Genomic DNA, 26,505 nt, shown 5'->3' with positions numbered 1-26,505 from the left:
TGACCCTCTTGTCTGCGCGCGGTGGTGGCGCACTCCCAAGATGTACGGTCGGTGGAGAGCCAGCAGAATGGGCCCTACCGGGGACACACCCTTCCGGCAAGTGGAAGAATCGCGCACTGCGGCCTCTGGAGCCGTCGCATCGTGTTCCAGCGTGCGTAGCGCGCCCTGCGCAACCCGATCTGCTCCTACGACCGCGGCGCTTGCTTCCGCGGCGTAGGTCTCAAGAAATCGACGAGCGCCCGTAGTTTCGGGGCGATGTTCGCGCGGCTCGGGTAGTAGAGGAAGAGTCCAGGGAAGGGCGGGCTCCACCCTGCGAGCACGCGAACGAGTCGTTTGGCCGAGAGATGCTCGGCGACGCGGCTCTCCGCGACGTACGCGATTCCGAGCCCGTCCAGCGCTGCGACGACCATCAGCTCGCGGTCGCTCACCTGGATTCGCCCCTCGACGGCGATCTCGAAGTCACGGCCGTTCTCGGTGAACTCCCAGCGGTAGACTGAATCGGCCGGCGAGCGCCGGTAGTTGATGCAGTCGTGCGTCCGGAGATCGCGCGGGTGCTTCGGCTTGCCGTGCGTCGCGAAGTAGGCGGGCGATGCGACGACGGCCATGCGCTGATCGTCACTTACCCGCACGGCGATCATTTCGCGGGCGATGGTCTCGCCGAGGTGGATGCCCGCGTCGAAGCCGGCTTCGACGATATCCACCCGGGCGTCGTCGACCCAGACGTCGAGCCTTATCTCGGGATACTTCGCCAGAAACGCGGCGAGCCGCGGTTGAATGACGTAACTGAATGCGAAGCGGGGCATCGACAGGCGCAGCAGGCCCGACGGGCGATCTCGCATGTCCTCGATGCATGCGAACGCCTGCTCCACCTGATCGAGCCCAGGCCGGAGCTGCGCGACGAAGCGCTCGCCTGCTTCGGTCAGTCCGACCTTGTGGGTCGTGCGCTGCACGAGGCGAACGCCGACTCGATCCTCGAGCGCTCGGATGCTCTGGCTGATGGCGGACGGAGTCACGCGCAGCTCCGCGGACGCGGCCGTGAAGCTGCGCTTCTCGGCGACTGCCAGGATGGCGTTGAGGCCCGCGAGGTCGTTTCGCATCGGTTGTTAGTTTTCTTTCATACCGCGGAAAGAAGTCCACGGGTTCTCTAAAGGCGCGGGTGGACCCATGCTCTGGGCCTGAAACGGAAGAAGGAGGCTCACATGGAAAAGAGGCTGGAAGGGACGGTCGCGCTGGTAACCGGCGCGAGCAGCGGCATCGGTGAGGCGACCGCGCGCCGGCTCGCGGCAGAGGGCGCGAACGTCGTGGTCGTGGCGCGGCGGCGCGAGCGGCTCGAGAAGCTCGTGGCGACGCTGGCGGGAGGTGGGCGCCGCGCGCTCGCCATCGAGGCAGACATCACGGAGCCCGCCCAAGCGCGCGGGGCGATCCAACGAGCGGTCGCCGAGTTCGGACGATTGGACGTCCTCGTCAACAACGCCGGCTTGGCGCTCGTGGGCGCGGTGGCGGAGGCTCCGGAGGAAGAATGGGAGCGAATGCTCGCGGTGAACGTACGCGCGGTTTTGACCATGACGCGCGCGGCGCTGCCTCACCTCGTTCGCGCCGCTGAAGACTCGTCGCGTCGCGTCGCGGACCTGGTGAACATCAGCTCGACGGCAGGTCGCGTCGCACGGCCGTCCACGGCCGTCTACAGCCTGACCAAGTTCGGGGTGAACGCCTTTAGCGAATCGCTTCGGCAAGAGATGCAGTCGAAACGGGTGCGCGTGAGCCTCGTCGAACCTGGGATCGTCCAGACGGAACTGGATACGCACCTCCGTGCGGATGTTCGGGAGACAATCGCAAAGCAGACTGGCGGGGTCGAGAAGCTCTTGCCCGAAGACGTTGCCGATGCCGTGGCGTACGTCGTCACTCGCGATCGGCGCGTGGCGGTCAACGAGATGCTGGTGCGCGCTGGCGCCCAGACTTGGTGAACAACAGTCGCCTTGCCTGCGAGCGCGCTTGCGGCAGCTGCATCAGGTCTCCCGAACGATCTACCGACCGCGCTTGCTCGATGCACGCTCCGTCGTCGTACGGCGTTGCTCCGAACGCGCAGCATGCGCGGCAGCGTGTTCGAGTGCGAGTTCGACGAAGGCGCGCGCGGCTGCACTCCGATAAGCCCCCTTGCGCTGCAGCAGCACCGCCGTGCGTTTCAGCAGCGACGGTTCGAGCGCGATGGCGGCGAGGTCGTCGCGCTCGCCGGTGATGGTCGACGGCAGCAGCGTGGCGAGATTCGTGCGCCGTACGATCTCGATCACCGCGCTCAGCGAGTTTGCCTCCATCAATACGCGCGGCCGCACGTCGTGCTGTCGGCAATAGCGGTCGATCTGTTCGCGCGTCGCGAATTCGGCGGTCAGTAGCACGAGCGACGCGTCGTCCAGCGCGCGCAGCCCGATCGAGCGCTTCTTCGCGAGCGTGTGCCCTCGGTTGACGACCAGCGCGAGCGTCTCCACCAGCAAGGCCTGCACGTCGATATCGGCGGTGCTCACGTCCTCGAAGGCGATGCCCACGTCCAGTTCTCCTTGGATGAGCAGCGCCTCCATCCGCTCCTGCGACATCTCGAGCACCGTGAGCGCGACGTTCGGATAGCGGCCGTGAAAAGCCTCGACCAGCGGCCCGACGAGGTAGGTCGTAAACGTTGGCGTGACCGCGACGCGCAGCGAGCCGCGGCTGAGATCGTGCACGTCGTGGATGGCGCGCTGGCCTTCCGCCAGATCGTGCAGCGCCTGCCGCGCATAGCGGAGGTACACGTCCCCCGCGTCCGTCAGCCGTGTCACGCGTCCCGTCCGGTCGAAGAGCTGTGCGTCGAGGGTCTCCTCGAGCTGCCGGATCTGCTGCGATAGCGCGGGCTGCGAGACATGCAGCGCGGCGGCCGCGCGCGTGAAGCTGCGATGTTCGGCAACCGCCAGGAAGTAGTGGATATGGCGCAGCTGCATGTCGGCTCCCTATAAGTGCTTCTTATTCGATCTATTGGAATTCGGTCTTTTACCTTATCGAATGCCCGCCGTAGCTTGCCCTCCATCGATTCGGCCAAACCGATGGAGGACACGCGATGAAGGACATCATTGAAGGATTTCTGAAGTTCCAGCGTGAAGCCTTTCCGGCGCGCGCCGAGCTGTTCCGCAATCTCGCGACGCCGATTCGGCGCGCGTCGTGAACGAGGCGCGCACGGCCGCGCCTTCGCGCGTCGCGGCCTGAACCTTTCCCCTTCAACCAAACGAGGTATTGCCATGATCCAGTCCCAATCCAGCCAGACCGCTCGCCAGGCGCTCACCGACGTCGTCATCGCCGCGAAGATGCGCAAGAACCTGTCCTTCGCGCAGCTCACCGAAGGCACGGGCCTGAGCGAAGCGTTCGTCACCGCGGCGCTGCTCGGCCAGCATGCGCTGCCGGCCGATGCCGCGCGCAGCGTGGCCGACAAGCTCGGTCTCGACGACGACGCGGTGCTCTTGCTGCAGACGATTCCGCTGCGCAGCAGCATCGAGGATCGCGTGCCGACCGATCCGACCATCTACCGCTTCTACGAGATGCTGCAGGTGTACGGCACCACGCTGAAGGCGCTGGTCCACGAGAAGTTCGGCGACGGCATCATCAGTGCGATCAACTTCCGGCTCGACGTGAAGAAGGTCGACGATCCGGAAGGCGGCTCGCGCGCGGTCATCACGCTCGACGGCAAGTACCTGCCGACCAAGCCGTTCTGATGGCGGCGCTTTTCCTCAAATCACTCTCTTTCGGTGAGGCCATCCCATGGATTTCGTGAAACGCACGATCGATCTCGCGATGAAGAACGTGGAGGAGGGCGGACGTCCATTTGCGACGGTGATCGTCCGTGACGGCGAGATCCTTGCCGAGAGCCCGAATCTCGTCGCGCAGACGCACGATCCGACTGCGCACGCGGAGATCCTCGCGGTGCGTGACGCGTGCCGCAAGCTTGGCACCGAGCACCTGTTCGACTGCGAGATCTACGTCCTCGCCAGTCCGTGCCCGATGTGTCTCGGCTCGCTCTACTACTGCAGCCCGAAGCGCGTGATCTACATCACGACGCGCGAAGACTATGCGCCGTTCTATCGCGACGACCGCAAGTACTTCGAACTCGATACGTTCTATGCGGAATATGCGAAGCCCATCGGCGAGCGCCGGCTTCCGATGGTTCACCAGCCGCACGGCGACGCGATCAAGGTCTATCAGCGCTGGAAGGAGCTGGACTCCCGATGACGCGATCCGCGCTCGTCGTCGGCGCGCACGGATCGAGGCGTTGGCCGAGCCGCACGCCGACGGCTAGCGCGAGAGCCATCGCGCCCGGAGCTCTTCGGCGAGACAGTCGCTTAGGCCCCTTCTTCGCATTCGGAAACGACGTCTCAGGTGCGTGACGATCCTGTCCGCTCGAGACCGCGACGAGAGATGCACATCAAGGGAGCAAGCTCATGTCTACCTACCGCATTCACACCATGGAGTCGGCGCCCGAGAAGTCGAAGCCGGCCCTTCAAGTCCTGAAGAACGCATTTGGGTTCGTTCCGAACCTCGTGGGCGCCATGGCGGAGTCGCCCGTGCTCATCAGCTCGTTGGCCCCGGTGTTCCGTAACGTCCACTCCGGTTCTTTTTCGGAAGCCGAGGTTCAGGTCGTGCTCCTCACGGACGCCGTGACCAACTCGGCCGCGTGGGCGGTTGCTCTGCACTCGAAACTCGCGCTCGACGCGGGGGTCAGCGCGGACGACGTGCAGGCCATCCGTACGAGAGGTGTGCCCAAGGACCGCCGACTCGCCGCCATGTCCGCCATTGCCAGAGCGATGATCGAAAAGCGTGGGCATCTCGACGACCGTGACCGCGCGGCGTTCCAGGACGCGGGCTATGGCCCAGATCTGGTGCTGGAGATCGTCGCCATCGTCGCGGCGTCCGCGATTACGAACTACACGGCCAGCATCGCCGAGCCCGCGCTGGACGAGGCGCTCAAGCCATACGCATGGAGCGCGTAGGCCCACGGGAATGCCCCCTGTTCCTTCATTGGGGGGCTCGCTCGCAAGTCTGAAGCGCGTTCGTCGGCAGAAACGGCGATTCGAACGCTGCCACGGAATGCGATTCAGGGTCTACGCCGCCGAAAGAAGCTGCGGGCGACTCGCGCCGGTCGCGCCGCACGTCCGCGCGTAGGTGCCGGGTGTGGTGCCGGTGATTTCCTTGAACGAGCGCGAGAGGTGGCTCTGATCGTAGAACCCGAGCCGGTACGCGACGTCGGTGCAGTCGTGGCCCGCCGCGAGGAGCAGACGGGCGTGGGCGATCCGCAGATGCGCGCGGAAGCGGTACGGCGGTAGACCGACCGCCCTCCGGAACGCGCGGCAGAGATGGCTGGGGGCAATCCCTACGGCGACCGCGAGCGCTTCGAGGTTCATCTCCACCGTGAGATCCTGCGAGAGCACTTCCCGCGTGCGAAGGATCTTCGTCGAGACCCGGACGGATGTGGGAGCAGTCCGTTCGAGAGCGTCGATCGCCCGCGCGAAGAGGGTGCGAATATCGCCATCGTTCGCGGAAAGCTTGCAGACCGTCGGGTAGTGCACGCGACCGTAGAAGGCCGGCTCCACATCACGGACGTCCTCGAAGATCACGCGGAAGGAAGCCCCCGCCCGAGCGTGAATCCGCACGTGCCCCGCAAAGGCCGGCGCGGCGAGGACCGTTCCTCTCGGGAGCTCGCGCGTCTCGCTCTTTGGATGCCATTCGACGCCGTCCGTGAGCGGCTCCACGACGAGGCGGCCCGGCCAGTGGAACTCCCATCGCTTGTCCGTGGGCGAGCTGACATCGAGAATGTCGAGCGCGTCGACGCGCGACCACTGGCTTTGGGGGTTCGTCATGCCCCGCCGCACTGCAGTGTTCGTGCCACCCGTTCACGCTGCGAATCGCGCGAGTCCTCGCCGAGGTGTCTCGGAAGACGGTGTCGGAGAGATGACACTCGTGCGGATGGCTCACGGCGAAAGAGACTTCGTCGAAGAGACCCGCACGCTCACGGTCGACGTGCTCCTCAACGGCTGAAGACGAGCGCAATCAGCGCTCCCGCTTGGAGGTCGCGGACCAGCCCTTTTTCCAGCGGGTAAGGTTCTGACCCACGCGGTCCGCCTATCGCATCGACATGTCAGGCCGATTGGCCATGGCACGGAGCCTGCTTTGCTCTCCGCAAGGATAGGCGCCCGCCATGTACGAGCAGACTCGTCGTCGATGTCGATCGTTTCTGAGGCTCACGACGTTTCGTCTAGCCATTCATCGAAAAGTGAAAAGGAGCTCGATATGAATCTCATTGGCGACATGAAGCTCGAAGTCATCGTCATCCCGGTGTCCGATGCCGATCGCGCGAAGAACTTTTACGTGCGCCTCGGCTGGCGGCTCGACGCCGACTTCACCGTGGACTCGGACTTTCGAATCATCCAGGTGACGCCGCCTGGTTCTTCGTGTTCGGTCATCTTTGGCAAGGGCCTCACCTTCGCCGCTGCCGGCTCCGCGCAGGGACTTCATCTGGTCGTCTCGGACATCGAAGCGACGCGCGCCGAGCTCGTCGCCCGCGAAATCGGTGTGAGCGAGGTATTCCACGACGCCGGCCGCGTGTTCCATCACGCTGGCAACGAGGGACGCGTGAAGGGCCCGGACCCCGATCGACGCAGCTACGGGTCGTTCGCTTCCTTCGAGGATCCGGATGGCAACGGCTGGATCTTGCAGGAGGTCACGACCCGACTCCCCGGCCGCATCGAACGCGAAACGAGCTTCTCGTCTGCACGAGATCTGGAGTCGGCGCTTCGCCGTGCGGCATCCGCTCATGATCAACACGAGGCCCTCACGGGCAAGCACGACGAGAATTGGGCCGAGTGGTATGCCGAATACCTCGTCGAGGAGCAGCGGGGAGGACCGTTGCACGTGCAGGTCAACCGCGCGCCGCGCCGTTGAAACGCGCGCCTCGGATTCGCAGGACTTCGCCGCTCGCGCGCCGGGTGTATGGTGCTGAGGATATGAGCAAGCGGACGGCGATCTGGCGATGCGCGTGGATTCTGTTCGTCGCCGCGTGCGGTGGGACGACGGCGGCGACGTCCGACACGGACGCCGGGCGGTCAGCGACCGACAACGCGTGCGTGGACTTCGACCCATCGACCTACGACCGGTCCTGCCAGACCGACAACGACTGCGTCCCGATCTTCGCGGGGACCCTCTGTCCAGGGTACGGCTGCTGGTGCCCAACCGGGACGGTCAGCGCTGCTGACGAGGTGCGCTACCAGGCGGCGCTCGCGTCGGTGCCCCGCGGCTCCAACCCGTGTTTCTGCCCGCCCATGGGCACGGGGCGCTGCATCGTGGGGCAGTGTGTCTGGTGTCCGATCAACCACACAACCAACGAGTTCGTCTGCCCTGTCGATGGCGGGTGAGGGGACTGCGGGGGCTCGATCGCGTCACCGTAAGTACGCTCGGAACGCTTACGGAACCTCGTAATCCGACGGATTCCGTCCGGCCCACGGCGCCGAGTTCCGAAAGGCCTGCTCCAAGCTGACGTGCCAGGCAGCATCCGTCCCCATGGCGTCGTCGCCGAGGCCGACGACGCCCCACGCGTACTCCGGGCCGAACCCGTGCTCACAGTACGCGATGCCTGTTCGCGACTCGTGGAACCGAGCCACGAGCCAACACGGGAATCGCTCGCCTTCCGAGCCGTAGTCCCATCGTCGCAACTGACAAGTCGGACGCACCACGTAGCTCGTCAAGGCGGCTCGAACGTCGTCAGGCTCGATGTTCGCCAACTGGTCCTCGACGAGTCTTTCGAGATTCTTGAGATCCATCAAATCGTTATCCGGCGCTACGCGTATATTTGGTTTGATAGTGCACTCTGGCGTCGGTTCTGATCATCCCCGATCTCGTGGACACCACCAAGCCGGGTGAGAGCGCCTCACCAACGGAGAAGGAGAGGCAGGTCCGGTCGCAAGTCCGCCGTTCGCCCTTGGGTTGCCTCGTCGAAGACGAGCTCCATGAGCGGCTCGGGCCCTTGGGTGAACGTGACGATGCCGAGCCTCTCGACCTCGCGAACGGCCGGCGTCAACGTGGCGCCGTCCGTGAGGGTGATATGCATCTTGCGAATCGCTCGGATCCCGTTTGCGTGATTCTCTGATTCGCGCGCCGGCGCGGCAGCGGGGCCTTCGCTCGTTCGTGGACGCTGGAGGAAGAGCAAAGGCTCCGCGAACGAAGCGGCGACGGCGACCGGAATCTCGGAGCCTGTCGGGACATAGGGCGGGCGATAGCCCCACGTCTCGAACGGAGGCGCGGAGTTTTCCGGCCCTGCGGCGCGCAGACAAATCCCGAACGGACACGCGCCCGTTTGCCGATACTGGGAACGCTCCCAAAGGCCCGTCGTCGCGATCGCCGCGCTCCGCGCTTCTTGCTCGTCGTGCACCCAGATGAGCTCGAGGAACGCGTTCTGAAAGAAGAAGCAGCGATTGGCCGTGCCCTGTCCGAGGTGCGTCTTGCCCCCGCCGTCGGTCAATTCGAGAGCCGCAAGCGCAGTGGCCTCCGGACCCCCGGGCCGAGCGAAGACGAACACGTGATCGAGGACGAATGGCGCTCCCATGGGCGGAGGAGCCTACGCGAAAGAGCGGGGGAGCATCCACGTCCCCGAGCCGGACGCCGGCGGTCGCTGCCTGAGAGCTACGTGCACATCGCAGTGACAGTGACTGTCCCGTAGGGCGTCATCGGGGCCGCTTTCGCGGACAACGCCACGTCGACTTGCCGGCCTCCGTTTGGCCCTCACCAGCGTTGTTCGGCTCGAGGAGGCCGCCGTTGCTGTAGCTACACGTGCCGTCAGAAACGATGTCGTTGGCATCGTTGCAGATGGCTCGGACGTACTCAGCCTGACCTTCCCCGGAGCAGGGGAGGGGGGCGACCGTGAACATGGCCGAGGTCGCCGTCAACTCGTACGTGACAGGGGTGGGCGTGGAGTCCTCGGCTGAGCTGGCGCCGTCGGGGCGGCAGCCTTGGAGCAGGACCAAGGCTATGGAGAACGCTTGAGCCCAGGACCAAAACCAGACCAAACTTTTAGTCCGAAGACGATCCGGCTGATTTCCTGCCGGATCGTGGTGGAGGCGCCGGGAATCGAACCTCTGCCTCGGCTCTCGTCAGCATCAGCCGAAAGACGCTATTTACGCACGGAAGTCGGTCTTTTCCGCGGTTTCGTAATTTGCACGCAGAGACTCGGAGCGACTGCAGGTGACCGGGCATGACATGCGGCGTGTCACGAGCGTGTCACTATGGGTGTGTAGTGCAACTATCGCGACGACGTACGGTAATGCTCGAGCCGTAGACGTGTAGATCGGCTGTTGGAGCCTCCCCATCCCACGACGTTACGGCATGGGGCCGAGCTCCCACGGCGGCGGCGACATGCGCGCGAGCAGATGCTCTACGAAGGTCTTCACTTTGGGAGAGACGTGACGGGTACTCGGATACACCACGTGAACCTGCACCGACGGGGCGTTCCAATCAGGAAGGACGCGCGCAAGGCGGCCGTCGCGTAGCTCCTCCACACATTGGAACGCCGGAAGCAGGGCGATGCCCAAGCCCGCTGCTGCCACCCCGTGAACAACGTCCATGTCGGTCGCCGATAAGCGCGGTGACAGCGCGACGTGCACGGTCCTTCCATCCTTCTCCAGGCGCGGTCCCACGCCCTCGAGCCCAGCGCCGAAGAACACGAAGTCGTGCCGCGCCAATTCTTCGGGCGATCGTGGTCGGCCACGCTTCTTGAGGTACGCGGGAGTGGCGACGAGAAACCAGCCCACGCGTCCCAAGGTCCTCGCGACGAGCGTCGAGTCGGCAAGGGTACCCGCTCGAATGCCGAGGTCGAATCGTTCCTCCACGAGATCTACCGCGCGCGTGGTTGTCACGAGCTCGAGTCGCACTTCGGGGTGGCGCTTCAAGTAGTCGCTGAGGATGGGCGTGAGGAATGAGACGTTCGGGCCAGCCGTCACGCGAAGAGGGCCCCGCGGCTTGTCTTGCAGGCTACTCACAGCTCGCTCGGCATCCTCCACTTCGCCGACGATCCGCGCGCAGTAGTCGTAGTAGGTCCGGCCCACATCCGTGAGGCTCAGCTTGCGCGTCGTGCGCTGGAGAAGGCGTGCGTTCAAGCGCGTCTCGAGGTCGGAGACCTTCCTGCTGACGGTGGACTTCGGCATCCCGAGCTGCGCCGACGCCGCGATGAAGCTGCCGGCCTGCACGACACGCGCGAATACCAGGATTTCGTTGAGGTCCAGGGCCAATAATCCCATGAGTGGGACAGTCATTCCAGATCTAGCTGTCTAATCCATGTGCCGGGACGATCGTATTGCTTATCCCATGAACACGGCGCGTGACGGTCGCCTCGGTGGCGCCGAACGCGAAGGTATCCACCGGAGACATTCTCATGGGTCACAACGACTGGAACATCGACACCGCCCACACGGGGATCCACTTCTCGGTCCGCCACATGGTGGTCTCGAAGGTTCGAGGCCGCTTCGAGAAGTACTCGGGCACGTTCCGCCTCGACGACGGCGACATCACGCGTTCGTTCGTGGACGTAACCATCGACGCTTCGAGCATCGACACCGGCGTGGCCGATCGCGATACGCACCTGCGCTCTCCGGACTTCTTCGACGTAGAAAAATTTCCCGAGCTCCGTTTTCGCAGCAAGCGCATCGAGCGAGTCGACGACACGCGCCACCGCGTCATCGGCGATCTCACGATCCGCGACGTGACGCGCGAGGTCTCGCTCGACGTCGAGTACGGCGGTCACGGTAAGGACCCGTGGGGCAACGAGCGCGTCGGATTCGTCGCCAAGACGTCGATCGATCGAAAGGACTTCGGCCTCACCTGGAACCAGATGCTCGAGACAGGTGGGATCCTCGTGGGCGATCGCGTCGATATCGATCTCGATGTCCAAGGCGTCAGGGGCGCCGCGCACAGCGCCGCCTGAGCGCGTGCGCCGGATCGAACCAAACCCACTCTCGAGCGGAGAGGTCGTCGTCTTCTCCGAGGGGACCTCACCGATCGACTTCGTCGCCAAAGGCGCCACACGCTTCGTCATCGGCTCGGCTCGGCGCGCAAGCACCCGCACGAACTCGTGCTGGGCCACTACTCGGTCCACACGAGCGCCAAGGCTCTCCGCCGCGGTGAGGCCGAAATTCAACGTCTCGGTCAGGAGCTACGCGAAAACGGCACGCTGAAGCGTTGAGATCTGGGCATGAGGCACGCTCGCGACTTCGTTCCCATCAACAGGAACAATTCAATGCCCACGTCGATATCCATACGACACGGTCGAACACGAAAAGTCTGCATGCCCAGTATGCACAGTTCGGATTGACGCTCGAATGTCGAATTGACCCATTAACAATAAATGTCAATGAGTCGGCCCGACCGGGCTCGATCGCATCAGGAAGGAGCAAGAACATGGCTATCAACCGCACTACCGAGGAGGCCCAGGCGCGCCTGTCACCGAAGGAGGTCGCCGCAGCCTTCTACACTAGCTACAACGGCGACCTGGCCGGTGGCTTCGACCGGTACATCTCGAAGGACGTCGTGCTCCACGGGTTCGACGGTCCGAACCAGCGCGGTGCCTGGATCGACGGCGACATCGAGCTCACCAAATCTCTCTCGGGATACAAGCTGGAGATCCTCGACCAGTTCGCGGAGGGCGAGAAGGTCGTCACCCGCTGGCGCTTCGGAGGCGTGCATACGGGGACGATCCTGGGCATCCCGGCGTCTGGCCGCGAGGTCTCCCTCAGCGGCATCTCCATCGACCGCGTCGTCGGTGGCCAATCGGTCGAGCACTGGTCCGACGGCAACTTTGGCAAGTTCCTCCAGGAGATCAGTGGCGAGACGCCGACCAGTGGTCGCGCCGCGCCTGTCGCCCACCAGTGAGCCGCCGGTACAGCACAATCGAAGGAGGAGAGGGATGACTTCCACGACAATGCACGAGGCGCACCGCAGGGTCGCCGTCGTGACGGGGGCCGCCGCCGGCATCGGTCAGGCCTATGCGCTGCGCCTGGCGGCGGACGGCCACGCCGTCGCCATCGCCGACCTCGGCCCTGCCGAGCAGACCGTGCGGCTGATCGAGGACGCCGGTGGCGCAGCGTTCGCCGTACCGACGGACGTCGCGGACCCGGACAGCGTCGCGCGCTTCGCCCGGGCCGTTGCCGACCGCTTCGGAGGCGCTGACATTCTCGTCCACAACGCGGGCATCTACCCCGTTGTCGCGTTCGAGGAGACCGACTGGTCGACGTGGCGGAAGGTCATGGGCGTCAACCTCGACTCCGCCTTCCACCTCACCCATGCCTTCCTCCCAGGAATGAAGGCGAAGGGCTGGGGACGGATCGTGCTCGTGGCATCGACGGCGTTCCACACCGGACCGCCAGGGCTGGTCGCCTATGCGGCCAGCAAGGGCGGCGTGATTGGCTTTGCACGCAGTCTTGCAGCAGAGATCGGTGAATTCGGCGTTACCGTCAATGTGATCGCGCCTGGTATGGTCCGAACCCCAGGAACACTCGCAGGCCGCCAACACGAACTGGGGCTCTTCGACAAGGTGCTCGCAGCCCAGGCGATCAAGCGGACCGGTACGCCGGAGGACCTGATGAGCGCCGTCTCGTTCCTGACTTCGGATGGCGCGAGCTTCGTGACCGGACAGACCCTCGCCGTCGACGGAGGCGTCGCACGTCTTTGACCAGCGACGGCGAGACCGCGGCTCTCCAGCTTCGAGTGGCCCGCGAGCGCTCCGCGAACGAAGCGGCGACGGCGACCGGAATCTCGGAGCCCGTCGGGACGTGGGGCGGGCGATCGCCCCACGTCTCGAACGGAGGCGCGGAGTTTTCAGGCTCCGCGGCGCGCAGACAAATCCCGAACGGACACGCGCCCGTTTGCCGATATTGGGAGTGCTCCCAAAGGCCAGTTCTCGCGATCGCCGCGCTCCGCGCTTCTTGCTCGTCGTGCACCCAGATGAGCTCGAGGAACGCGCTCTGAAAGAAGAAGCAGCGATTAGCGGTGCCCTGTCCGAGGTGCGTCTTGCCCTCGCCGTCGGTCAATCCGAGTGCCGCAAGCGCCGAGGCTTCCGGACCGCCGGGCCGAGCGAAGACGAACACGTGATCGAGGACGAAGGGCGCTCCCATGGGCGGAGAAGCCCTGGGGGCGTCCGAGATGGAGATCGGGAGGTAGCGACGCGGCTTTGCGATCGGGCGGAGGCCGCGGCCTTCTTCGGCGCCGTCTGAGGTGCTCCAGTAGCTTCGCGCGTGCGTCGTCTAGAGACAGTCCGGCCAGGCTCAACGAGCCGAGGCATCTCGAACACCAGGCCATGTCTCCGGAGACCATCGGCGCCGATGCTGATCATCCCCCGCTTCCGTGGACACCCCGAAACGCGCGAAGATGCGCGGGGAGTGTTCGATGGCGGAGCAGCAGGCACGACGTGCACGGAGGTCGTTTACTCCGGAATTCAAGACCGAAGCCGTTCGGCTGTGCAAGGTCGGGGACCGAACGATCCGACAGGTAGCTACGGATCTTGACCTGACGGAGACGGCGCTTCGGGCGTGCGTGAAAGACGCCGAAAAGGACGCCGGCAGCGCGAAGGCTGACAGCCTCGCAGCGAACGAGCGAGACGAGCTCCTGGAGCTTCGCTCCTGGTCGCGTCGTCTCGTTGCTGCCGCGTTCGCTCTCGCGGTGGTCTGCGCGCAAAGGCACGCGGACGCAGAGACCTCGCAGCGAGCCGTCGATCTCGTTTGGAGTGCTCCTCCGGAGTGTCCGAGCTCGGAGTTCGTCGAGGAGAGAGCGCTCGCAGAGGCCTCGACCAACGCACCTCGGACCGTGCATGCCGCGGCGAAGGTCATCGAGAAGGACCATCGCTACGAGCTCGTCGTCGTCGTTCGGACGGGCGCGGTCGAGGAGACGCGCAAAGCCCAGTCCGCGAGCTGCCTCACCCTTGCCGAAGCGACCGCGCTCGTGATCGCGACGGCGCTCGACAGGCCATCGTCGCAAAACGATATGGCCGCGAATGAACCGCCGCCGTCGGTGAAGCTCCCGGCCGACGATCATGGGCCGACGACGAGCGACGAAATGACCGTCGCAAGAGCTCGACGCGTGCCCGAACACCGGCCCATTCCCGCGGAACCGGCCACGGCCAATGAGCGGCATGTGTCCATCGGGGCTGCCACGCTTTTCGACTTCGGAACGCTTCCGAGAGCGACGGCGGGGCTCGGGGCGTCGTCCAGGGCTCGCTGGGGCGCGTGAGCGTCGGTCTCGGAGGCTCCGTTTGGCAAACGCGTGACGAACGCTTTTCGGAACGTACTGGCGGCGGCGCGACCTTCGCCATGATCACCGGCGATGCGTTCGCGTGCTGGACGCCCTTCGGCGACGTCCTCCGCAGCGGGGCCTGTCTCGGCGGTACACTCCAGCACCTCCGGAGCCAGGGGGTCGGTATCCGCAACGCCACGACGAGCAGCGTCAATTGGCTCGGAGTCCGGGCGAGCCTGCGTGGCGAAGCACACCTCGGGCGATGGTTCTTCACCACGGTCCAGCTCGACGCGGGGTTTGCCCCCAACGCGCCTCGTATCGTGCTCGGGACCGGAGAGGGGGACGTGGCGCTCTACGACATCGGCGCGTTCAGCGCTCGTTTCACGATCGCGGCAGCCCTGAATCTTTTCTGAATTTTGTCTGAGATTTTCCTGGGACGCCGGGAATGAACGGAAAGATGGGTCCTTCCGTGGCACGGCTGTTCCGCGTGCAACAGATACAGGAGGAGAAGGCGCCGGCTTCCGACGCGCCTACGTTCGTCGACGTCTACGAACAGTACTTCGACTACGTTTGGCAGACGGCGCGTCGCCTGGGGGTTCGAGCGAACGAGGTCGACGACGTCGTCCAGCAGATTTTCCTCGCCGTCCATCAGCTCTTGCCCAACTACGTCGCGGGCAACCTGAGAGGCTGGCTGTACGCGATCGCGGCCCGAACGGTGCTTCATCACCACCGCTCGATGCGCCGGATCTTGGTCGGACGGACCGAGAACGTCGGCGGCGACGACCTGGACACTCTTCCCGGTCCGGTCGCGCGCGAACCGGAATCGTCGGCACGGGTGAACGAGACCGTGCGTCTCCTCGAGACGCTGCTCGATCGGCTCGACGTCGAAAAGCGTGCGGTGCTCGTGCTCGCCGGTCTGGAGCAAAAGTCGCTCGCCGAGATCGCCGAGATTCTCGACATCAACGTGAAGACGGCCGGTTCGCGGCTTCGGGCGGCACGCGAACAGATCCAAGAAGGTCTGAACCGGCACCGGGCGCGAGAGCAATGGAGGGGTAAGTGACCGAACGAGATCCGAGTGCGCGCGACCTCCTCGCACCGCTCGACGACGCATACGCCGCGAGCGCTCGAGATCGCGAGCGCATTCGGAACAAATTGCGCGGGATTCTAGGCGAGGCCGCGCTTCCGATCGCCGGCGCCGGCGCCGGCGCCGTCGGCTCGCGTGCGTCGCGCGGGACTCGTCCCGAAGCACGCGCCAGTGTGTTCACCCCAATGGCCGGCGTCCTAGGTGTCGGCGTGCTCGTCGTCGTCGGCGCGATGGTGGTGCGTTCGTTCGTCGGCGGGTCGACGCGCGGGGACGCTCCGAGGGATACGCACTCGACGCTTCCGGCTCCCTCGGCGCCGCACGACGACGAACCCGCACGACCCATCGATCCTCCCGTGGACGAGGCTCCCGAACGGGAGCTCTCAGTCCCGGTAGGCGCCCTCCCCTCGGCGCCTTCCATCACGAAGCCGTTGCGCACCACGACGGCGCGCGACGGCGACGATCCACTCGAGAAGGAGACGAAACTCATGCGCGAAGCGAACCGTGCACTCGGCGCCGGAGCGTACGACAAGGCGCTCGAACTGCTCGACGAACATTCCCGCTCGTTCCCGCGTGGCTTCTTCGTCGACGAACGCGACGTCGACCGCGTCCTCGCGCTCTGCGGCCTCGGCCAACGAACGCGCGCGACGACGGAGGCTTCGGTCTTCGTTCGCACGCGGAGCACGTCACCGCTCGCTCGGCGCATCGCCACGTCATGCGCGGGCGACGTGATCTCGCAGGACGCACCACGCGCCGGTTCGAACCGCGAAGGAGACGAGCGATGACGCACATGAAGGTCGTGCTCTCGTTCGGTGCCGTCGCCGCGACGATGATCGCGTGTGGGTCGAAAGCGCGCGTCGCGATCGGGACGGATTGCGACGCGGGTTTTTGCGATCCCGCACCGAACGAAAATCCCACGTTCGTCCCGACGGACGATGCGGGAAAACCGACCGACGGCGGACCGGACGCGGCGATCGCGATGTGCCCGGCCAACGGCGACGCAGGATGCCCTGCGCCCTACGGCACGTGCAACGGAAGCGCGCAGTGTTCGACCGATCTGTCGAGCGACTTCAACAATTGCGGCGGATGCGGGATCAGCTGTGGTCAGGGCGCGGGTTCTTCCACGCCCAAGTCCAATCCTTGGGTCTACTTCTACGGGATGATCCCGGCGTGCGTCGGCGGCCAGTGCACTGCGACGTGCGACACGAGCACGTATCCGTATTACCGCGATTGCAACGGATACGCGGGGGACGGCTGCGAGATCGACGTGCAGAGCGACGTCAACAATTGCGGCGCCTGCGGAAACGTCTGCCCCGCGGGAACCCCCTGCGTCGCCGCCCAGTGCGGGTGTCCGACCGATGCACCGGACTTCTGCTCGGGTCGATGCTTCGACCTGAAAAAGGAGCACGACAACTGCGGAGCGTGCGGGACGCAATGCTCGTACACGCAGGTCTGCGTCGACGGCAAATGCGAGTGTCCCCCCGGACAGATCCTTTGCGGTTACCAGTGCGTCGACGTCTCGAGCGACGGGGCGAACTGTGGCGCCTGCGGAAACGTCTGCCCAGAGGTTCCCCGCGACGAGCAATGCTCGCAAATGCCTCCGCATACGATGTACGGCTGCAGCGCGGGCGCTTGCGGCGCCCTGAGTTGTGACTGGAGCGGGTACCTCGACTGCAACGGTGACTTGAGGAAGGGCTGCGCGTCGGACGGCTGCGAAACCAACCCTGCGAACGACCCGAACAATTGCGGTGCCTGCGGAGTCAAATGCGCTGCCGGCGAGGTCTGCGGAAACCTCCAGGACGGCAAAGGTCGCCGCTGCATTTCGTGCGAGGCGGGCAAAGCCCTCTGTCGTCGGTCCGCCGACAACGATCGCTGCGTCGACTTGTTGAACGACCCGGGGAACTGCGGGGGGTGTGGCGTGTACTGTCCGTGGACGTGGCTCGACGGCGCGATCGACACCGGCTCGGCGGCGTGCAAGCAGGGCGTCTGCTCGTACCAGTGCGCGGCCGGCAGGGCGAACTGCGACGGTCTCCTCGACAACGGGTGCGAAACCCTCACGACGACCGACCCGCTCAACTGCGGAGGGTGCGGACACCAGTGTGACGTCGCCAATGGTCAACCGTGCGTCAACGGAACGTGCCTCGAGGTTCCTTGCGATACCGGCGACGCCGGCGTGGTGGCCAAATGAGTGCGCTGTGCACGCATAAACGATGCACCATGAGCATCGCGGGGGTGTTCGGCGTCACGCTCCTTTGCATCGCCGCCGCGAGCTGCGCGGAGGCAAATGAGGACGCCGGCGGACCTCCGGACGCGGGGCTGACGACGATTCCCGACGCAGAGATCGACGGCGCTCTCGACGGTTCGGACGCCAGCGACGCGAGCGACGCCGGCAACATCGCCGATCCCTGTACGACGAGCGCGGCTTGTCCCGTCGCGACGCCTTTATCGCCGCTCCATGCGCTGCGCGCGATTCGCGGCAAGAGTGCCAGCGATGTTTGGGCGGTCGGGTCGGGCGGGACGATCCTCCACTTCGACGGCACGAGCTGGACGCTCGTGTCGCCGGTGACGGATCGGACGTTGTCGGCCGTCGCCTTCGGCGCGAACGGCGACGTCTGGGTCGGAGGTTCTTCGCGAGCGCTCTTCCGGCGACGATCGTCGAGCGCTTCCTGGGAGAACGTCGCGTTCGTCCCACCCTCGATGTACGGCCTCGACACGTTGCTCCTCTCGCTGTGGTCCGTCGGTGGAGACGTTTGGGCAGGCGGCGGCTGCGCGCACGCCCTCGATACGACCTCGATGCTCTGGGCGGCATCCTCCACGACCGACGATGCAGGGAGCGGTGACGGCGGAGCCGATGCGGGGCTCGTCGCGTGGCGGTCCGTCGGGACGTTCTGCCGCTCCGGCGACCCGCGCAGGTTCGTCTCGGCGTCGTGGGGGGTCGGCGACACGCTTTGGACGTGCGGATACGACGATCCCGACAACAACGGAGGAGCCGTCTATCGCATGACGGAACTCTCGGCAGAGACTCCCACGACGGAGGCGTTCGACTCGCAGGCACTCGGCCCGATGCGCGCCGTATGGGGAAACGACGAGCACGACGTTTGGTTCGTCGGTACCGCGGGCGTGATTCGACGTTTCCGCGCGGCGCGGGGAAATATCCTCGACTACGTCGCGCCGGTCACGAACGAGACGCTCAACGGAATCTGGGGAAGTCGCGCCGACGACATTTGGGTCGTGGGCGATCACGGCACGGTCCTCCACTACGACGGAAGGGCATGGCGCTCGTGGACGCTCGCGCTCGTGTCGGGAGAACCGAACCTCTACGGCGTATGGGGAAGCGACGCCGATCATGTTTGGGCCGTCGGAGAGAGCGGTGTGGTGCGGCTGGCCATGCCCGTGTCGTCCGCGCAAGGAGATGCACGATGAAACAGGCACGATGGATCGTGGTCGCGAGCACGCTCGTGCTCTCTGCGACGTGGCCCATGGCATGCGCTGTCGCGACCGACAACGACGCACCGATCGACGTACACGCCCCGGACGCGAAAAGTGATGCGTCGGTCGTCGTCGAGAGCGACGCCTCCGACGCGATCACCGACGGAGCCGTCGACGCCGATGCCGGACTTCCGACGACGTGCAGTCCGGCCGGACTCTGCCAAGTCGATCTTTCGCAAGCGCAGGTCGACCCCGCCGACGAGGCCGCGGTCCGCGCAGCACAGTTCTACGCCATCTGGAGCGACGGATCTGGCAATCTCTACATCGGCGGTCGCTGCGGTCCGCTCGACACGCAGAACAGCCCGACGAGCACGTGCTTGCTTCGCTTGCGCGGACAGAAGCTCGAGCTTCTCTTCTCGAAGCCCGCGAGTGACGCCATTTCGTCGATTTGGGCAAGCGGCCCGAACGACGTGTGGGCGAGCAGCACGACGGGACTCTGGCACGGCGAAGGCGCCGATCCCACGAAGCTCACGTGGACCGCGGTGACGTTCCCGAGCGCACTCGGTCTTGCCAACGTTCGCCGCTATTGCCCGGTTTGGGGTTCGGGCCCGAACGACGTTTGGGCACCGATCGTCACGAACAGCGGAGCGATACGCATCGCGCACTTCGGAACGGTCGACGCGGGCGTCGCGGATTGGAGCGTCGACGAGCAGGCATCTTCGCTGTCGAGCGGCGGATGGGGCACGTGCCCGATGCTGACCGGGCGCTCGTCGAACGACGTTTGGATCGGTGCGGCCGGTCACATCGTGCATCGCGACGGCTCGGGCACGTGGACGGACGTGACACCGCCGACGAGCGTGTATGCACAGATTGATTGGAACGGCTCGTCGACGTACGCGACGGCAGCATTCAGCGCGGCGTCCAATCAGGCGTGGTTCGGCGCACTCCTTTCGTATGGCGACGGGTACCGCAACTATCCCGTGCGCGTCGTCCTTCCGGACGACGGCGGCGCGCCCGTGGGCACGGACTTCTCGAGCGTGAACGACACGTACTCGGACGGCGTCTATGCCGAGATCTACGCGTTCTGGGGAACCTCGGCATCGGACGTCTGGATGGGCGCGAACTACGGACGTGTCCAACATTGGGACGGAACGAAGTGGTCGTTCGTCGGCATCGCGCCGGCGGGCAGCGTCACGCCGCTGCTCGCGGACGTACGAGGGATATGGGGCTCGGGAGCACCGAAGGACGTCTGGTTCGTCGCGAACACGACGCAGCCCGTCGGCAAAGCGATGCTGCGACGAGGATTTCTGATTCATCTGGATCCGACGAAAGGAGTGAATCCATGAGGATCCCGATGCGCTTCTTCGGGCTCACTGCCGTCGGTGTCGGCCTCGCGTCGGCCTGGCTCGCGGCGTGCGCAGCGAACGAGTCGCCCGCCGAGATCGACGACGCGAACGTGCCCAATGCGAGTGACGCGAGCGATGCGAGCTCCGACGTTCCGAACACCACCGTGGACGCGAACACGGACGACGCCGTGACCGACGCCGGCGTCGATGTCACGGCTCTCGTCGACGGCGGACTCGAGCCCGTGCAGTGCAGCGTCTCGCCTTGCGCGACGCAGATCGCGGTGGCGGTCAACCACACGTGCGCGCTCATCAGCGACGGAACCGTCCAGTGCTGGGGCATGGAGGCGGTGGGCGAACTCGGTCGCGGCACGACCGATGAAGGGCCGGACGGCACGACGTCCTTCCTGCCTTCACGCGTCGTCGGCGTGTCGAACGTCACGCAAATCTCGGCGCGCGGAAGTACATCGTGCGCACGCCGCTCCAACGGCGACGTCATGTGCTGGGGCAGCAACGGCCAGGGTCAACTCGGACTCACCGTCGACCCTCCCACCGTCGACAACGACGCGCATCCAACGCCTACGCGCGTCGCCCTCGAAGAGCCGGCCCGAAGCGTCGACGTCGGCGTGCGGGGTAGATTCGTGTGCGCCACGCTCGAGAGCGGAAAGATCTCGTGTTGGGGTTCGAACGATTTCGCCGAGCTCGCTCGCGCGCTCGACGGCGGATCCATCGGAGGACCGGGCGTCGTCGCGAACCTCCGCGACGTCGTCGGCACGTCGTCGTCGATCGCGCTCACGACCGATGGGCATCTCTGGTCGTGGGGTCAAGGCGGACAGAACACGATCCTCGGGCGACCGACCTCGCTCTCGGCACCGACTCCAACGCCGTATCCGATCCCGACGCTGAGCGACGTCACTTCGTTCGTCGGGCCGAGCGCGCGTGCGTCGTGACGCGTGCGGGAAGTCTCCATTGCTGGGGAAGCGGCTACTACGGCGCCCTCGGAGGAGGCGGAGCGATGCTCCCCGGACGCATCACGCTCCACGGTCGAGACGGTGCACTCCCGCAACAGATCTCCGTGGCCGAGAGCGTCACTTGCGTCCGCCTCACCGACGGCACGGTTCAGTGCACGGGCATGAACTTCCAAGGTCAACTCGGCCTCGGTGCACCGGACGGAGGCACTACGGTGGAGATGGTCGGAGCTTTCACACCCGCGGTCGGAGTCACGGGCTACGTCACGCAGGTATCGGTCGGGACCGTGGCCGTCTGCGCGCTCCTCAAGACGGGCGAAGTCGCGTGCTGGGGGAGCAACGCGTGGGGACAGCTCGGCGCCGGAACCAGTGACGGCGACGCGCACCCGACACCGGTTTCCATCCCTCTTCAACCCTGAGGACGACCGCGGATGAACACTCAACCATTTCGTCGACGCGACGTCGGCATCGCCATCGCGGCTTCGTTCAGTCTCCTCTGTGGATTCGCGGGCTGTTCGACGGCTCCGGACGGCTTCGAGCTCCGAGGGCCGTCCTTCGACTCCGACGCATCGGCGGGCGTCGCGACCGACGCAGGCTGCACGACGACACGATGCTCTCGCGATCTCAAGTCCGTGCGGAGCGGCTGCACCGGCGAACTCGTCGAGACGTGCGACCGCGGCCTCGGTTGCGGCGAAGGACGATGCGTCTCGGCGTGCGAAGCCGCGTCGATCTCGAAGGGCTCGACCGGGTGCGGGTTCTGGGCGGTTCCGCCGGACGACGTCATCGAGAACAGCGCGGGCTCCTGCTTCGCGGCGCTTCTCTCGAACACGTGGGACGTCGCTGCCAACGTCAGCGTCGAGTACGGCGCCACCGCGCTCGACGCGTCGAAGTCGCTCTACACGGTGACGACCGACATGGACGGGAAGGTTCGACACACGCGACTCGACGGTCCGATTCCTCCCGGTGGCGTCGCGGTCGTCTTCCTCGCTGGCCAAGCGGACGCGCTCTCGCCATGCCCTGCCGATGTGACGCCGCTCGTGACGACGGATCCGGTCGTCCACGGCACGAGCCGATTCGCCGCGTTCCATGTTCGTACCGACATGCCGATCAGCGCGTACGCGATGTATCCGTACGGTGGTGCGCGAGCGGCGTTTCCGTCCGCGACCCTGCTCTTGCCCGAGTCGTCGTGGACGACGTCGTACCTCGCCGTCAACGCGCGCGCGCCGATCGGCAAGACGACGCTCTCGTTCACGCAATTCGTCGCCGCGGACGACGACACCCTCGTTCGGATGCAGCCCTTGGTCGACGTCATGGGCGGACTCGACGTCGTGCCGGCAGCGCGCGGCTTCGTGCAGAGCTGGACGCTCAAGAAGGGCGAAGTCCTGCAGCTCACGCAGTACGAGGAGCTCACGGGAAGCGCCATCGAGACGAGCAAACCCATCGGCCTCTTCGGCGGCAGTCGCTGCACCAACGTGCCGGAGATCGGCACGGGCTGGTGTGACATCCTCAGTCAACAGATCGCGCCGGTCGCGCAATGGGGACACGCGTATGCGCTCGTCCCGTACCGCTCCCGTCGCGGCTTCGGCGACAAGGTCGACGACCTCACGCACGAGAACGTGCCGTGGCGGCTGGTCGGTGCCGTCGACGGAACCGAGCTCACGTACGATCCCGCGCCGCCGACCGGCGCCCCGACAAGACTCGCAGCCGGCCAGGTCGCAGACTTCACGAGCACCGAGATCGTCTCGGTCCGTAGCCAGGATTCCGAGCATCCCTTCTACGCCGCCGAATACATGACGGGCGAGATCTACAGCTCGATCAAGCTCGGTCGAAACCTCGGCGATCCCGACTTCGTGAACCTCGTGCCCTCGGACCAGTTCCTCGATCACTACGTGCTTTTCGCCGATCACTCGTTCGCCGAAACGAGCTTCACGGTCGTCCGTCGCGCGAATGCCGGCACGTTCCACCCCGTGACACTTTCGTGCGCCGGCGAGCTCGGCGACTTCCATCCGGTCGGCACGAGCGGCGAATACGAGTACACCTGGCTACGCATCACGAAAGATCATGCGCCCGTCGCGTTCGGGAGCGGCTCGTGTGGCTATGGCCGTCACGAGCTCACGAGCGACGGGCCGTTCGCGGTCTACGTGTGGGGCATGGACGACGCCGCGAGTTACGGATACGCGGGCGGCGCCGGACTCCGCGCCCTCACCACGATCCCCCCGCGCCTCCCGAACTGAGTCGAACGCCAGCGCGCGATTCATCGCCGCTCGCGGGGCTGGATTCGCGGAGGACTACGGCAAAAAGCCGGTGATGTGCGGCGACGTCCGACGGCGACATGAACGTCGCTCGCCGGTCAGCGAATGACGAGGGGCGACGTGCTCCACGCCGTGCCGTCGTGCCGTCACCGATTTGGCCATAGACGGCGCCGCCCTGGCAGACGAGATCGCCGGTCGTTGGACCTGACCGAAGGTTGCCGGTGCACGATTGGTCGAATGTCGTGACCCGATTTTCGTAGCCGAACGACAAAGGTCGGCGGTGCACGAGAGCAATCGAAGAGCGCGGTGCGTCATGAGCGTCGATCGCGGTCTCGGCGAGCGATCAAAAATAGACCATCGCACTTGGTGTGCAGCCGCCGAAGTCGTGAGTGCCTCGACGGCCGTTCTCTTGGCCGGCGGGGAAGGCGGTGCGCTGGTGACGCCGCAGACGTTTGAATAGAACTCACGTGAAGTGTGCGCGATTCGATATTAATGGGGAACGGGTCGTAAAGTATGAAGATGGGGCGAATGGTTGGGGCTTGCACCACGACCGCGATGGTCACAGCACTCGTCGCTTCAATGGGCCCGGTCCCGCTTCAGGGATGTGCGACCCGCCGCTGCGCCTTTAGCGCCACTCCGGGGCTCATTCTTCGTGTCAAGGACGCGCAGAGTGGGGCGGCGATCTGCGATGCCGAGGTCACGGCAACGCGTGCGGACAAGACGACGAACGAACCGATTTTCACGTTCAATTGCGTCTCTCAAGGTTTGTCCGAAGGTCGGTACATCGTCTCGATCCATAAGAGTGGGTACGTCGACGCCGTGCGTAACGTCGTTGTCGAGCTCAATGACGACGATGAGTGCAAGAGCGTGAGGACCGTGGAGCTCGAAGTGGCTCTCGACCCCGAGTGATTATCCACGAGTTCGCGACTTCGATCTCGGCGTCGTAGATGATAGCGACACGTCTGCGCTCCTCGTGGGCCCACAGGGCGCGAAGCTGGTGCTCCTCGCCGATGGCGAGTGCGGGCTAGATCCCGGGCGCGCGCCTTGGTTTCTCGCGTCGACGTGGAACGATGCCGTGCTTTGGAACGACACCGAGCGCTGAGTGAGTCGAAGGCGCGCGCGACGACGTACTCGAGAGTCGATAGGCGCGTCTCCACGACAGTGAACATCACAGTTCGACGGGTATTCCGGCCATCGTGAACGCTCGTTTCGGAGCATCGTGATCTCGCGTTTCCCGCCATCGCCGAGGCCATCGGCCGGGGGCTCGGGCTTCCCTCGGAGGAGGTTTCGCGCTCACCAGCGCCGGTGCGTGACGGAGCATCAGAGCCAGCTAAACCGGCATTCGTGCAGATCGTCGGCACCACGCCGGATGTTACGCGCGTCAAACGCGCGGGGCCGGTCGATCCGCGGTCACACGCTGCTTGGATCCCCCGGGAATCCAGGCTCATGTCCTGGTACGATTCCGTGCGCCACCCGCCCCGAGGGCCTCGTCGAACGCCTTGCGTCCACTCCCGGCAAGCCAGGATCGGAACGAGACGATCTCCGGATTGATCGCACGCATCGCGTCCAAATCGACGTGTTTTGCTAGGGGCCGTCCTCCAAGCTCGCGGCCATCTGCCCGAGATCGGGATTGCCCGCGAGGACCTCCTCCGGAAAGCGCGTGTACGCGATCGGACGGCCCGCAGCTTCGGAGAAGAAGGCCTCCAGGTCGCGGCCCGTCACCGTGTCGCTGGCGATCTTCAATGTCTCCCCGCCAAACCGCTCCCTGTCGGCGAAGAGCGCGGCCACGAACTTTCCGATGTCCTCCACCGCGATGAGCTGCATCGATTGGTCCGGCCTCAGGAAAAAGGTGTACCGATCCTCGTCGAGTCCGTACATGGGTCTCACAAGCATCTCCATGAAGATCATGGGCCTGACGATCGTCGCGGTGATCGGCAGGGCGCGAACATGCGCCTCGATGCGAGGCTTGGCGTCGAAACGCGCCACACCCGTTAGCTTCTCTCCGACGCTGGCGCCCGAGGAATAGACGAGATGCGCGACGCCGCTCTCGACCGCCAGATCGGCGATCGCACACCCGAAACGCACTTCGTCCGCCTCGGCCAAGTCACCTGGCAATACGCTGAAGACACCGTGAACGTCCTTCATCGCGGCGCGGATCACGTCGGTGTCAGCAAGCGATCCTTGGACGAGCTCGACGCCCGCATCGCGAAGCGCGATCGACTCTGCCGCTGCGGGGTCGAGTACGAGCGCGCGGACTTTCCACCTTGCCCGCAGGAGGGCTCTGGTGACGGATCCTCCCTGTCGCCCGGTAGCACCGAAGACCAGGATCGTCCGTTGTGCATTGCTCACATGGTCTCCGGAAACGCTTTCCAGTGGCCGTGCTGATTGGTTCGTGTGGCCGGCTACGGCCGACGTTCGCGTCGCAGCGTTACGCTCGCGAGTACTCATTGTTCACCTTCGCATCGAGACAGGATCATGGGACCCCGGTATGGGTATAGGCTCCTGGAAGCTGCTGGAAGACGGCACATTTTCGAGCCTTGGGCACAACGGTGATACGTATGGAAAAATCGATCCATGACAGCTGCGCTGGAGGGACGAAGGGCGTTCTGAACTTCAGGCCCGATCCGTCGAACGGGATCTGCGCGCGGCTTGGCGACAAATGGACCGTTCTGGTCATCTGGCGTCTCTCGGTCGCGAGTGGACGTCGGCTGCGGTTTTCGGCGCTTAGGAGCGAGCTCGTGGGGATCACCCAACGCATGCTGACGCGTACGTTGCGGAATCTGCAGCGCGACGGATTCGTCGTGCGCCACTATTTTCCCGACGTGCCGCCGCGAGTCGAATATGAGCTTACCGAGATGGGGGCCGGCGTTCTGCGTGCCCTCGAAGGCATAAACTTTTGGATTAGGGACAACCTGGCCCGCGTCGAGGAGTGCCGGCGCGCGTACGACAATCCCGAGCCGTGAGTTGCGCGCCGACGGCTCGTCTGCCCTCAGCGACTACGGCGGCAGCCGACGTGGACGGTGCGACGGCCAGCGACGCGTTCGAGCCAAAGATGCGCAGCGGATGCTGGGGCCGCAGGCTCGCAGTGCGATGAGCCTCTCGGGAGAAACGGGAGTCTCTTCGCAGGCACTCACGTCCGCGTGAACTTCATCACG

General features: G+C 65.4%; 29 protein-coding genes and 2 pseudogenes. 22 read left to right on the top strand and 9 right to left on the bottom strand.

Annotated elements, in window-relative coordinates; translation table 11 throughout:
- Positions 1 to 185: 185 nt before the first annotated feature.
- Positions 186 to 1,097 (bottom strand): LysR family transcriptional regulator, encoded by a 912-nt coding sequence (locus AKJ09_RS10790; RefSeq protein WP_146647109.1) that lies wholly within the window; start codon positions 1,095 to 1,097, stop codon positions 186 to 188.
- A gap of 102 nt (positions 1,098 to 1,199) precedes the next feature.
- On the opposite strand from AKJ09_RS10790, the gene AKJ09_RS10785 reads away from it, so the two are divergent.
- Entirely contained in the window at positions 1,200 to 1,964 is a 765-nt protein-coding gene (locus AKJ09_RS10785) for an SDR family NAD(P)-dependent oxidoreductase (RefSeq protein WP_146647108.1), read from the top strand.
- Between the two features lie 60 nt (positions 1,965 to 2,024).
- On the opposite strand, the gene cynR is transcribed toward AKJ09_RS10785, so the two are convergent.
- Positions 2,025 to 2,966 carry a transcriptional regulator CynR gene (gene cynR / locus AKJ09_RS10780; RefSeq protein WP_146647107.1) on the bottom strand — a complete coding sequence of 314 codons (942 nt, stop codon included), beginning with the start codon at positions 2,964 to 2,966 and terminating at the stop codon, positions 2,025 to 2,027.
- 116 nt (positions 2,967 to 3,082) lie between these two features.
- On the opposite strand from cynR, the pseudogene AKJ09_RS56070 reads away from it, so the two are divergent.
- From AKJ09_RS56070 to AKJ09_RS10760, 4 genes and pseudogenes are all read left to right on the top strand, one after another.
- A pseudogene (locus tag AKJ09_RS56070) lies at positions 3,083 to 3,166 on the top strand (carbonic anhydrase); the annotation flags it as partial.
- Positions 3,167 to 3,260: 94 nt separating this feature from the next.
- Positions 3,261 to 3,731: a cyanase gene (cynS, locus tag AKJ09_RS10770; protein WP_146647106.1), complete on the top strand. Its 471-nt coding sequence runs from the start codon at positions 3,261 to 3,263 to the stop codon at positions 3,729 to 3,731.
- Positions 3,732 to 3,777: 46 nt separating this feature from the next.
- Positions 3,778 to 4,245 carry a nucleoside deaminase gene (locus tag AKJ09_RS10765; protein ID WP_146647105.1) on the top strand — a complete coding sequence of 156 codons (468 nt, stop codon included), beginning with the start codon at positions 3,778 to 3,780 and terminating at the stop codon, positions 4,243 to 4,245.
- Positions 4,246 to 4,454: 209 nt separating this feature from the next.
- Entirely contained in the window at positions 4,455 to 5,003 is a 549-nt protein-coding gene (locus tag AKJ09_RS10760) for a carboxymuconolactone decarboxylase family protein (protein WP_146647104.1), read from the top strand.
- A 111-nt stretch (positions 5,004 to 5,114) separates the two neighbouring features.
- Here AKJ09_RS10760 and AKJ09_RS10755 read toward each other — a convergent pair whose 3' ends face one another.
- Positions 5,115 to 5,870, bottom strand: coding sequence for a helix-turn-helix domain-containing protein (locus tag AKJ09_RS10755; protein WP_146647103.1), 756 nt, complete (start codon positions 5,868 to 5,870; stop codon positions 5,115 to 5,117).
- Here AKJ09_RS10755 and AKJ09_RS10750 point away from each other — a divergent pair.
- From AKJ09_RS10750 to AKJ09_RS10740, 3 genes are all read left to right on the top strand, one after another.
- Complete coding sequence (locus tag AKJ09_RS10750; protein ID WP_146647102.1) at positions 5,869 to 6,048, top strand: hypothetical protein; 180 nt, start codon at positions 5,869 to 5,871, stop codon at positions 6,046 to 6,048. The genes AKJ09_RS10755 and AKJ09_RS10750 overlap by 2 nt on opposite strands.
- A 252-nt stretch (positions 6,049 to 6,300) precedes the next feature.
- Positions 6,301 to 6,951, top strand: coding sequence for a VOC family protein (locus AKJ09_RS10745; protein ID WP_146647101.1), 651 nt, complete (start codon positions 6,301 to 6,303; stop codon positions 6,949 to 6,951).
- A gap of 62 nt (positions 6,952 to 7,013) precedes the next feature.
- Positions 7,014 to 7,421 carry a hypothetical protein gene (locus tag AKJ09_RS10740; RefSeq protein WP_146647100.1) on the top strand — a complete coding sequence of 136 codons (408 nt, stop codon included), beginning with the start codon at positions 7,014 to 7,016 and terminating at the stop codon, positions 7,419 to 7,421.
- Between the two features lie 48 nt (positions 7,422 to 7,469).
- Here AKJ09_RS10740 and AKJ09_RS10735 read toward each other — a convergent pair whose 3' ends face one another.
- The 4 genes from AKJ09_RS10735 to AKJ09_RS10720 all read right to left on the bottom strand — a co-directional run bounded on the left by AKJ09_RS10735 (position 7,470) and on the right by AKJ09_RS10720 (position 10,310).
- A complete protein-coding gene (locus tag AKJ09_RS10735) occupies positions 7,470 to 7,826 on the bottom strand; it encodes a hypothetical protein (protein ID WP_146647099.1) in 357 nt (118 codons plus the stop codon).
- A gap of 107 nt (positions 7,827 to 7,933) precedes the next feature.
- Positions 7,934 to 8,608 (bottom strand): VOC family protein, encoded by a 675-nt coding sequence (locus AKJ09_RS10730; RefSeq protein ID WP_146647098.1) that lies wholly within the window; start codon positions 8,606 to 8,608, stop codon positions 7,934 to 7,936.
- Between the two features lie 118 nt (positions 8,609 to 8,726).
- Positions 8,727 to 9,026, bottom strand: coding sequence for a hypothetical protein (locus tag AKJ09_RS10725; protein WP_146647097.1), 300 nt, complete (start codon positions 9,024 to 9,026; stop codon positions 8,727 to 8,729).
- Between the two features lie 351 nt (positions 9,027 to 9,377).
- On the bottom strand, positions 9,378 to 10,310 hold the full coding sequence (locus AKJ09_RS10720; protein WP_240488435.1) for a LysR family transcriptional regulator: 933 nt from the start codon (positions 10,308 to 10,310) through the stop codon (positions 9,378 to 9,380).
- A 119-nt stretch (positions 10,311 to 10,429) separates the two neighbouring features.
- Here AKJ09_RS10720 and AKJ09_RS10715 point away from each other — a divergent pair, with 119 nt between their 5' ends.
- The 3 genes from AKJ09_RS10715 to AKJ09_RS10700 all read left to right on the top strand — a co-directional run bounded on the left by AKJ09_RS10715 (position 10,430) and on the right by AKJ09_RS10700 (position 12,721).
- Positions 10,430 to 10,978, top strand: a complete 549-nt coding sequence (locus AKJ09_RS10715; protein ID WP_146655494.1) for a YceI family protein — start codon at positions 10,430 to 10,432, stop codon at positions 10,976 to 10,978.
- A gap of 473 nt (positions 10,979 to 11,451) precedes the next feature.
- Positions 11,452 to 11,922 (top strand): ester cyclase, encoded by a 471-nt coding sequence (locus tag AKJ09_RS10705; protein ID WP_146647096.1) that lies wholly within the window; start codon positions 11,452 to 11,454, stop codon positions 11,920 to 11,922.
- A 34-nt stretch (positions 11,923 to 11,956) separates the two neighbouring features.
- Positions 11,957 to 12,721, top strand: coding sequence for an SDR family NAD(P)-dependent oxidoreductase (locus AKJ09_RS10700; protein WP_205633680.1), 765 nt, complete (start codon positions 11,957 to 11,959; stop codon positions 12,719 to 12,721).
- Here the strand turns inward: AKJ09_RS10700 and AKJ09_RS56065 are convergent.
- Positions 12,603 to 13,163 (bottom strand): VOC family protein, encoded by a 561-nt coding sequence (locus AKJ09_RS56065; protein WP_146647095.1) that lies wholly within the window; start codon positions 13,161 to 13,163, stop codon positions 12,603 to 12,605. The two genes, AKJ09_RS10700 and AKJ09_RS56065, sit on opposite strands and share 119 nt — an antisense overlap.
- Before the next feature lie 253 nt (positions 13,164 to 13,416).
- Between AKJ09_RS56065 and AKJ09_RS10690 the strand changes: the two genes are divergently transcribed.
- The 10 genes from AKJ09_RS10690 to AKJ09_RS10650 are packed head-to-tail and all read left to right on the top strand — an operon-like array spanning position 13,417 to position 23,332.
- The gene (locus tag AKJ09_RS10690) at positions 13,417 to 14,274 is read left to right on the top strand and encodes a transposase (RefSeq protein ID WP_338035050.1); all 858 of its coding nucleotides are present in this window, start codon (positions 13,417 to 13,419) and stop codon (positions 14,272 to 14,274) included.
- A complete protein-coding gene (locus tag AKJ09_RS10685) occupies positions 14,271 to 14,690 on the top strand; it encodes a hypothetical protein (protein WP_146647093.1) in 420 nt (139 codons plus the stop codon). The genes AKJ09_RS10690 and AKJ09_RS10685 overlap by 4 nt, the downstream gene beginning before the upstream one ends.
- 56 nt (positions 14,691 to 14,746) lie before the next feature.
- Complete coding sequence (locus AKJ09_RS10680; protein WP_205633678.1) at positions 14,747 to 15,337, top strand: RNA polymerase sigma factor; 591 nt, start codon at positions 14,747 to 14,749, stop codon at positions 15,335 to 15,337.
- Entirely contained in the window at positions 15,334 to 16,143 is an 810-nt protein-coding gene (locus AKJ09_RS10675; protein ID WP_146647091.1) for a hypothetical protein, read from the top strand. Before AKJ09_RS10680 ends, AKJ09_RS10675 begins: the two co-directional genes overlap by 4 nt.
- On the top strand, positions 16,140 to 17,546 hold the full coding sequence (locus AKJ09_RS10670; protein ID WP_169927435.1) for a hypothetical protein: 1,407 nt from the start codon (positions 16,140 to 16,142) through the stop codon (positions 17,544 to 17,546). The genes AKJ09_RS10675 and AKJ09_RS10670 overlap by 4 nt, the downstream gene beginning before the upstream one ends.
- Positions 17,547 to 17,575: 29 nt before the next feature.
- On the top strand, positions 17,576 to 18,781 hold the full coding sequence (locus AKJ09_RS10665) for a hypothetical protein (RefSeq protein WP_146647089.1): 1,206 nt from the start codon (positions 17,576 to 17,578) through the stop codon (positions 18,779 to 18,781).
- Positions 18,778 to 20,133, top strand: a complete 1,356-nt coding sequence (locus AKJ09_RS52845) for a hypothetical protein (protein WP_169927434.1) — start codon at positions 18,778 to 18,780, stop codon at positions 20,131 to 20,133. The genes AKJ09_RS10665 and AKJ09_RS52845 overlap by 4 nt, the downstream gene beginning before the upstream one ends.
- Entirely contained in the window at positions 20,130 to 21,080 is a 951-nt protein-coding gene (locus tag AKJ09_RS10660) for an RCC1 domain-containing protein (RefSeq protein ID WP_169927433.1), read from the top strand. Before AKJ09_RS52845 ends, AKJ09_RS10660 begins: the two co-directional genes overlap by 4 nt.
- Entirely contained in the window at positions 21,077 to 21,517 is a 441-nt protein-coding gene (locus AKJ09_RS10655) for an RCC1 domain-containing protein (RefSeq protein WP_146647087.1), read from the top strand. The genes AKJ09_RS10660 and AKJ09_RS10655 overlap by 4 nt, the downstream gene beginning before the upstream one ends.
- A gap of 12 nt (positions 21,518 to 21,529) precedes the next feature.
- Complete coding sequence (locus AKJ09_RS10650; protein ID WP_146647086.1) at positions 21,530 to 23,332, top strand: IgGFc-binding protein; 1,803 nt, start codon at positions 21,530 to 21,532, stop codon at positions 23,330 to 23,332.
- 1,462 nt (positions 23,333 to 24,794) lie between these two features.
- Here the strand turns inward: AKJ09_RS10650 and AKJ09_RS10640 are convergent.
- Positions 24,795 to 25,699: pseudogene (locus tag AKJ09_RS10640) on the bottom strand (NmrA/HSCARG family protein).
- Between the two features lie 188 nt (positions 25,700 to 25,887).
- Here AKJ09_RS10640 and AKJ09_RS10635 point away from each other — a divergent pair.
- Complete coding sequence (locus tag AKJ09_RS10635; protein WP_275936617.1) at positions 25,888 to 26,313, top strand: winged helix-turn-helix transcriptional regulator; 426 nt, start codon at positions 25,888 to 25,890, stop codon at positions 26,311 to 26,313.
- Positions 26,314 to 26,505 lie beyond the last annotated feature (192 nt).

The organism is Labilithrix luteola (assembly GCF_001263205.1).
In the GTDB taxonomy this organism is placed as follows: domain Bacteria; phylum Myxococcota_A; class Polyangia; order Polyangiales; family Polyangiaceae; genus Labilithrix; species Labilithrix luteola.
This window is presented reverse-complemented; position numbering and strand designations above follow the sequence as displayed.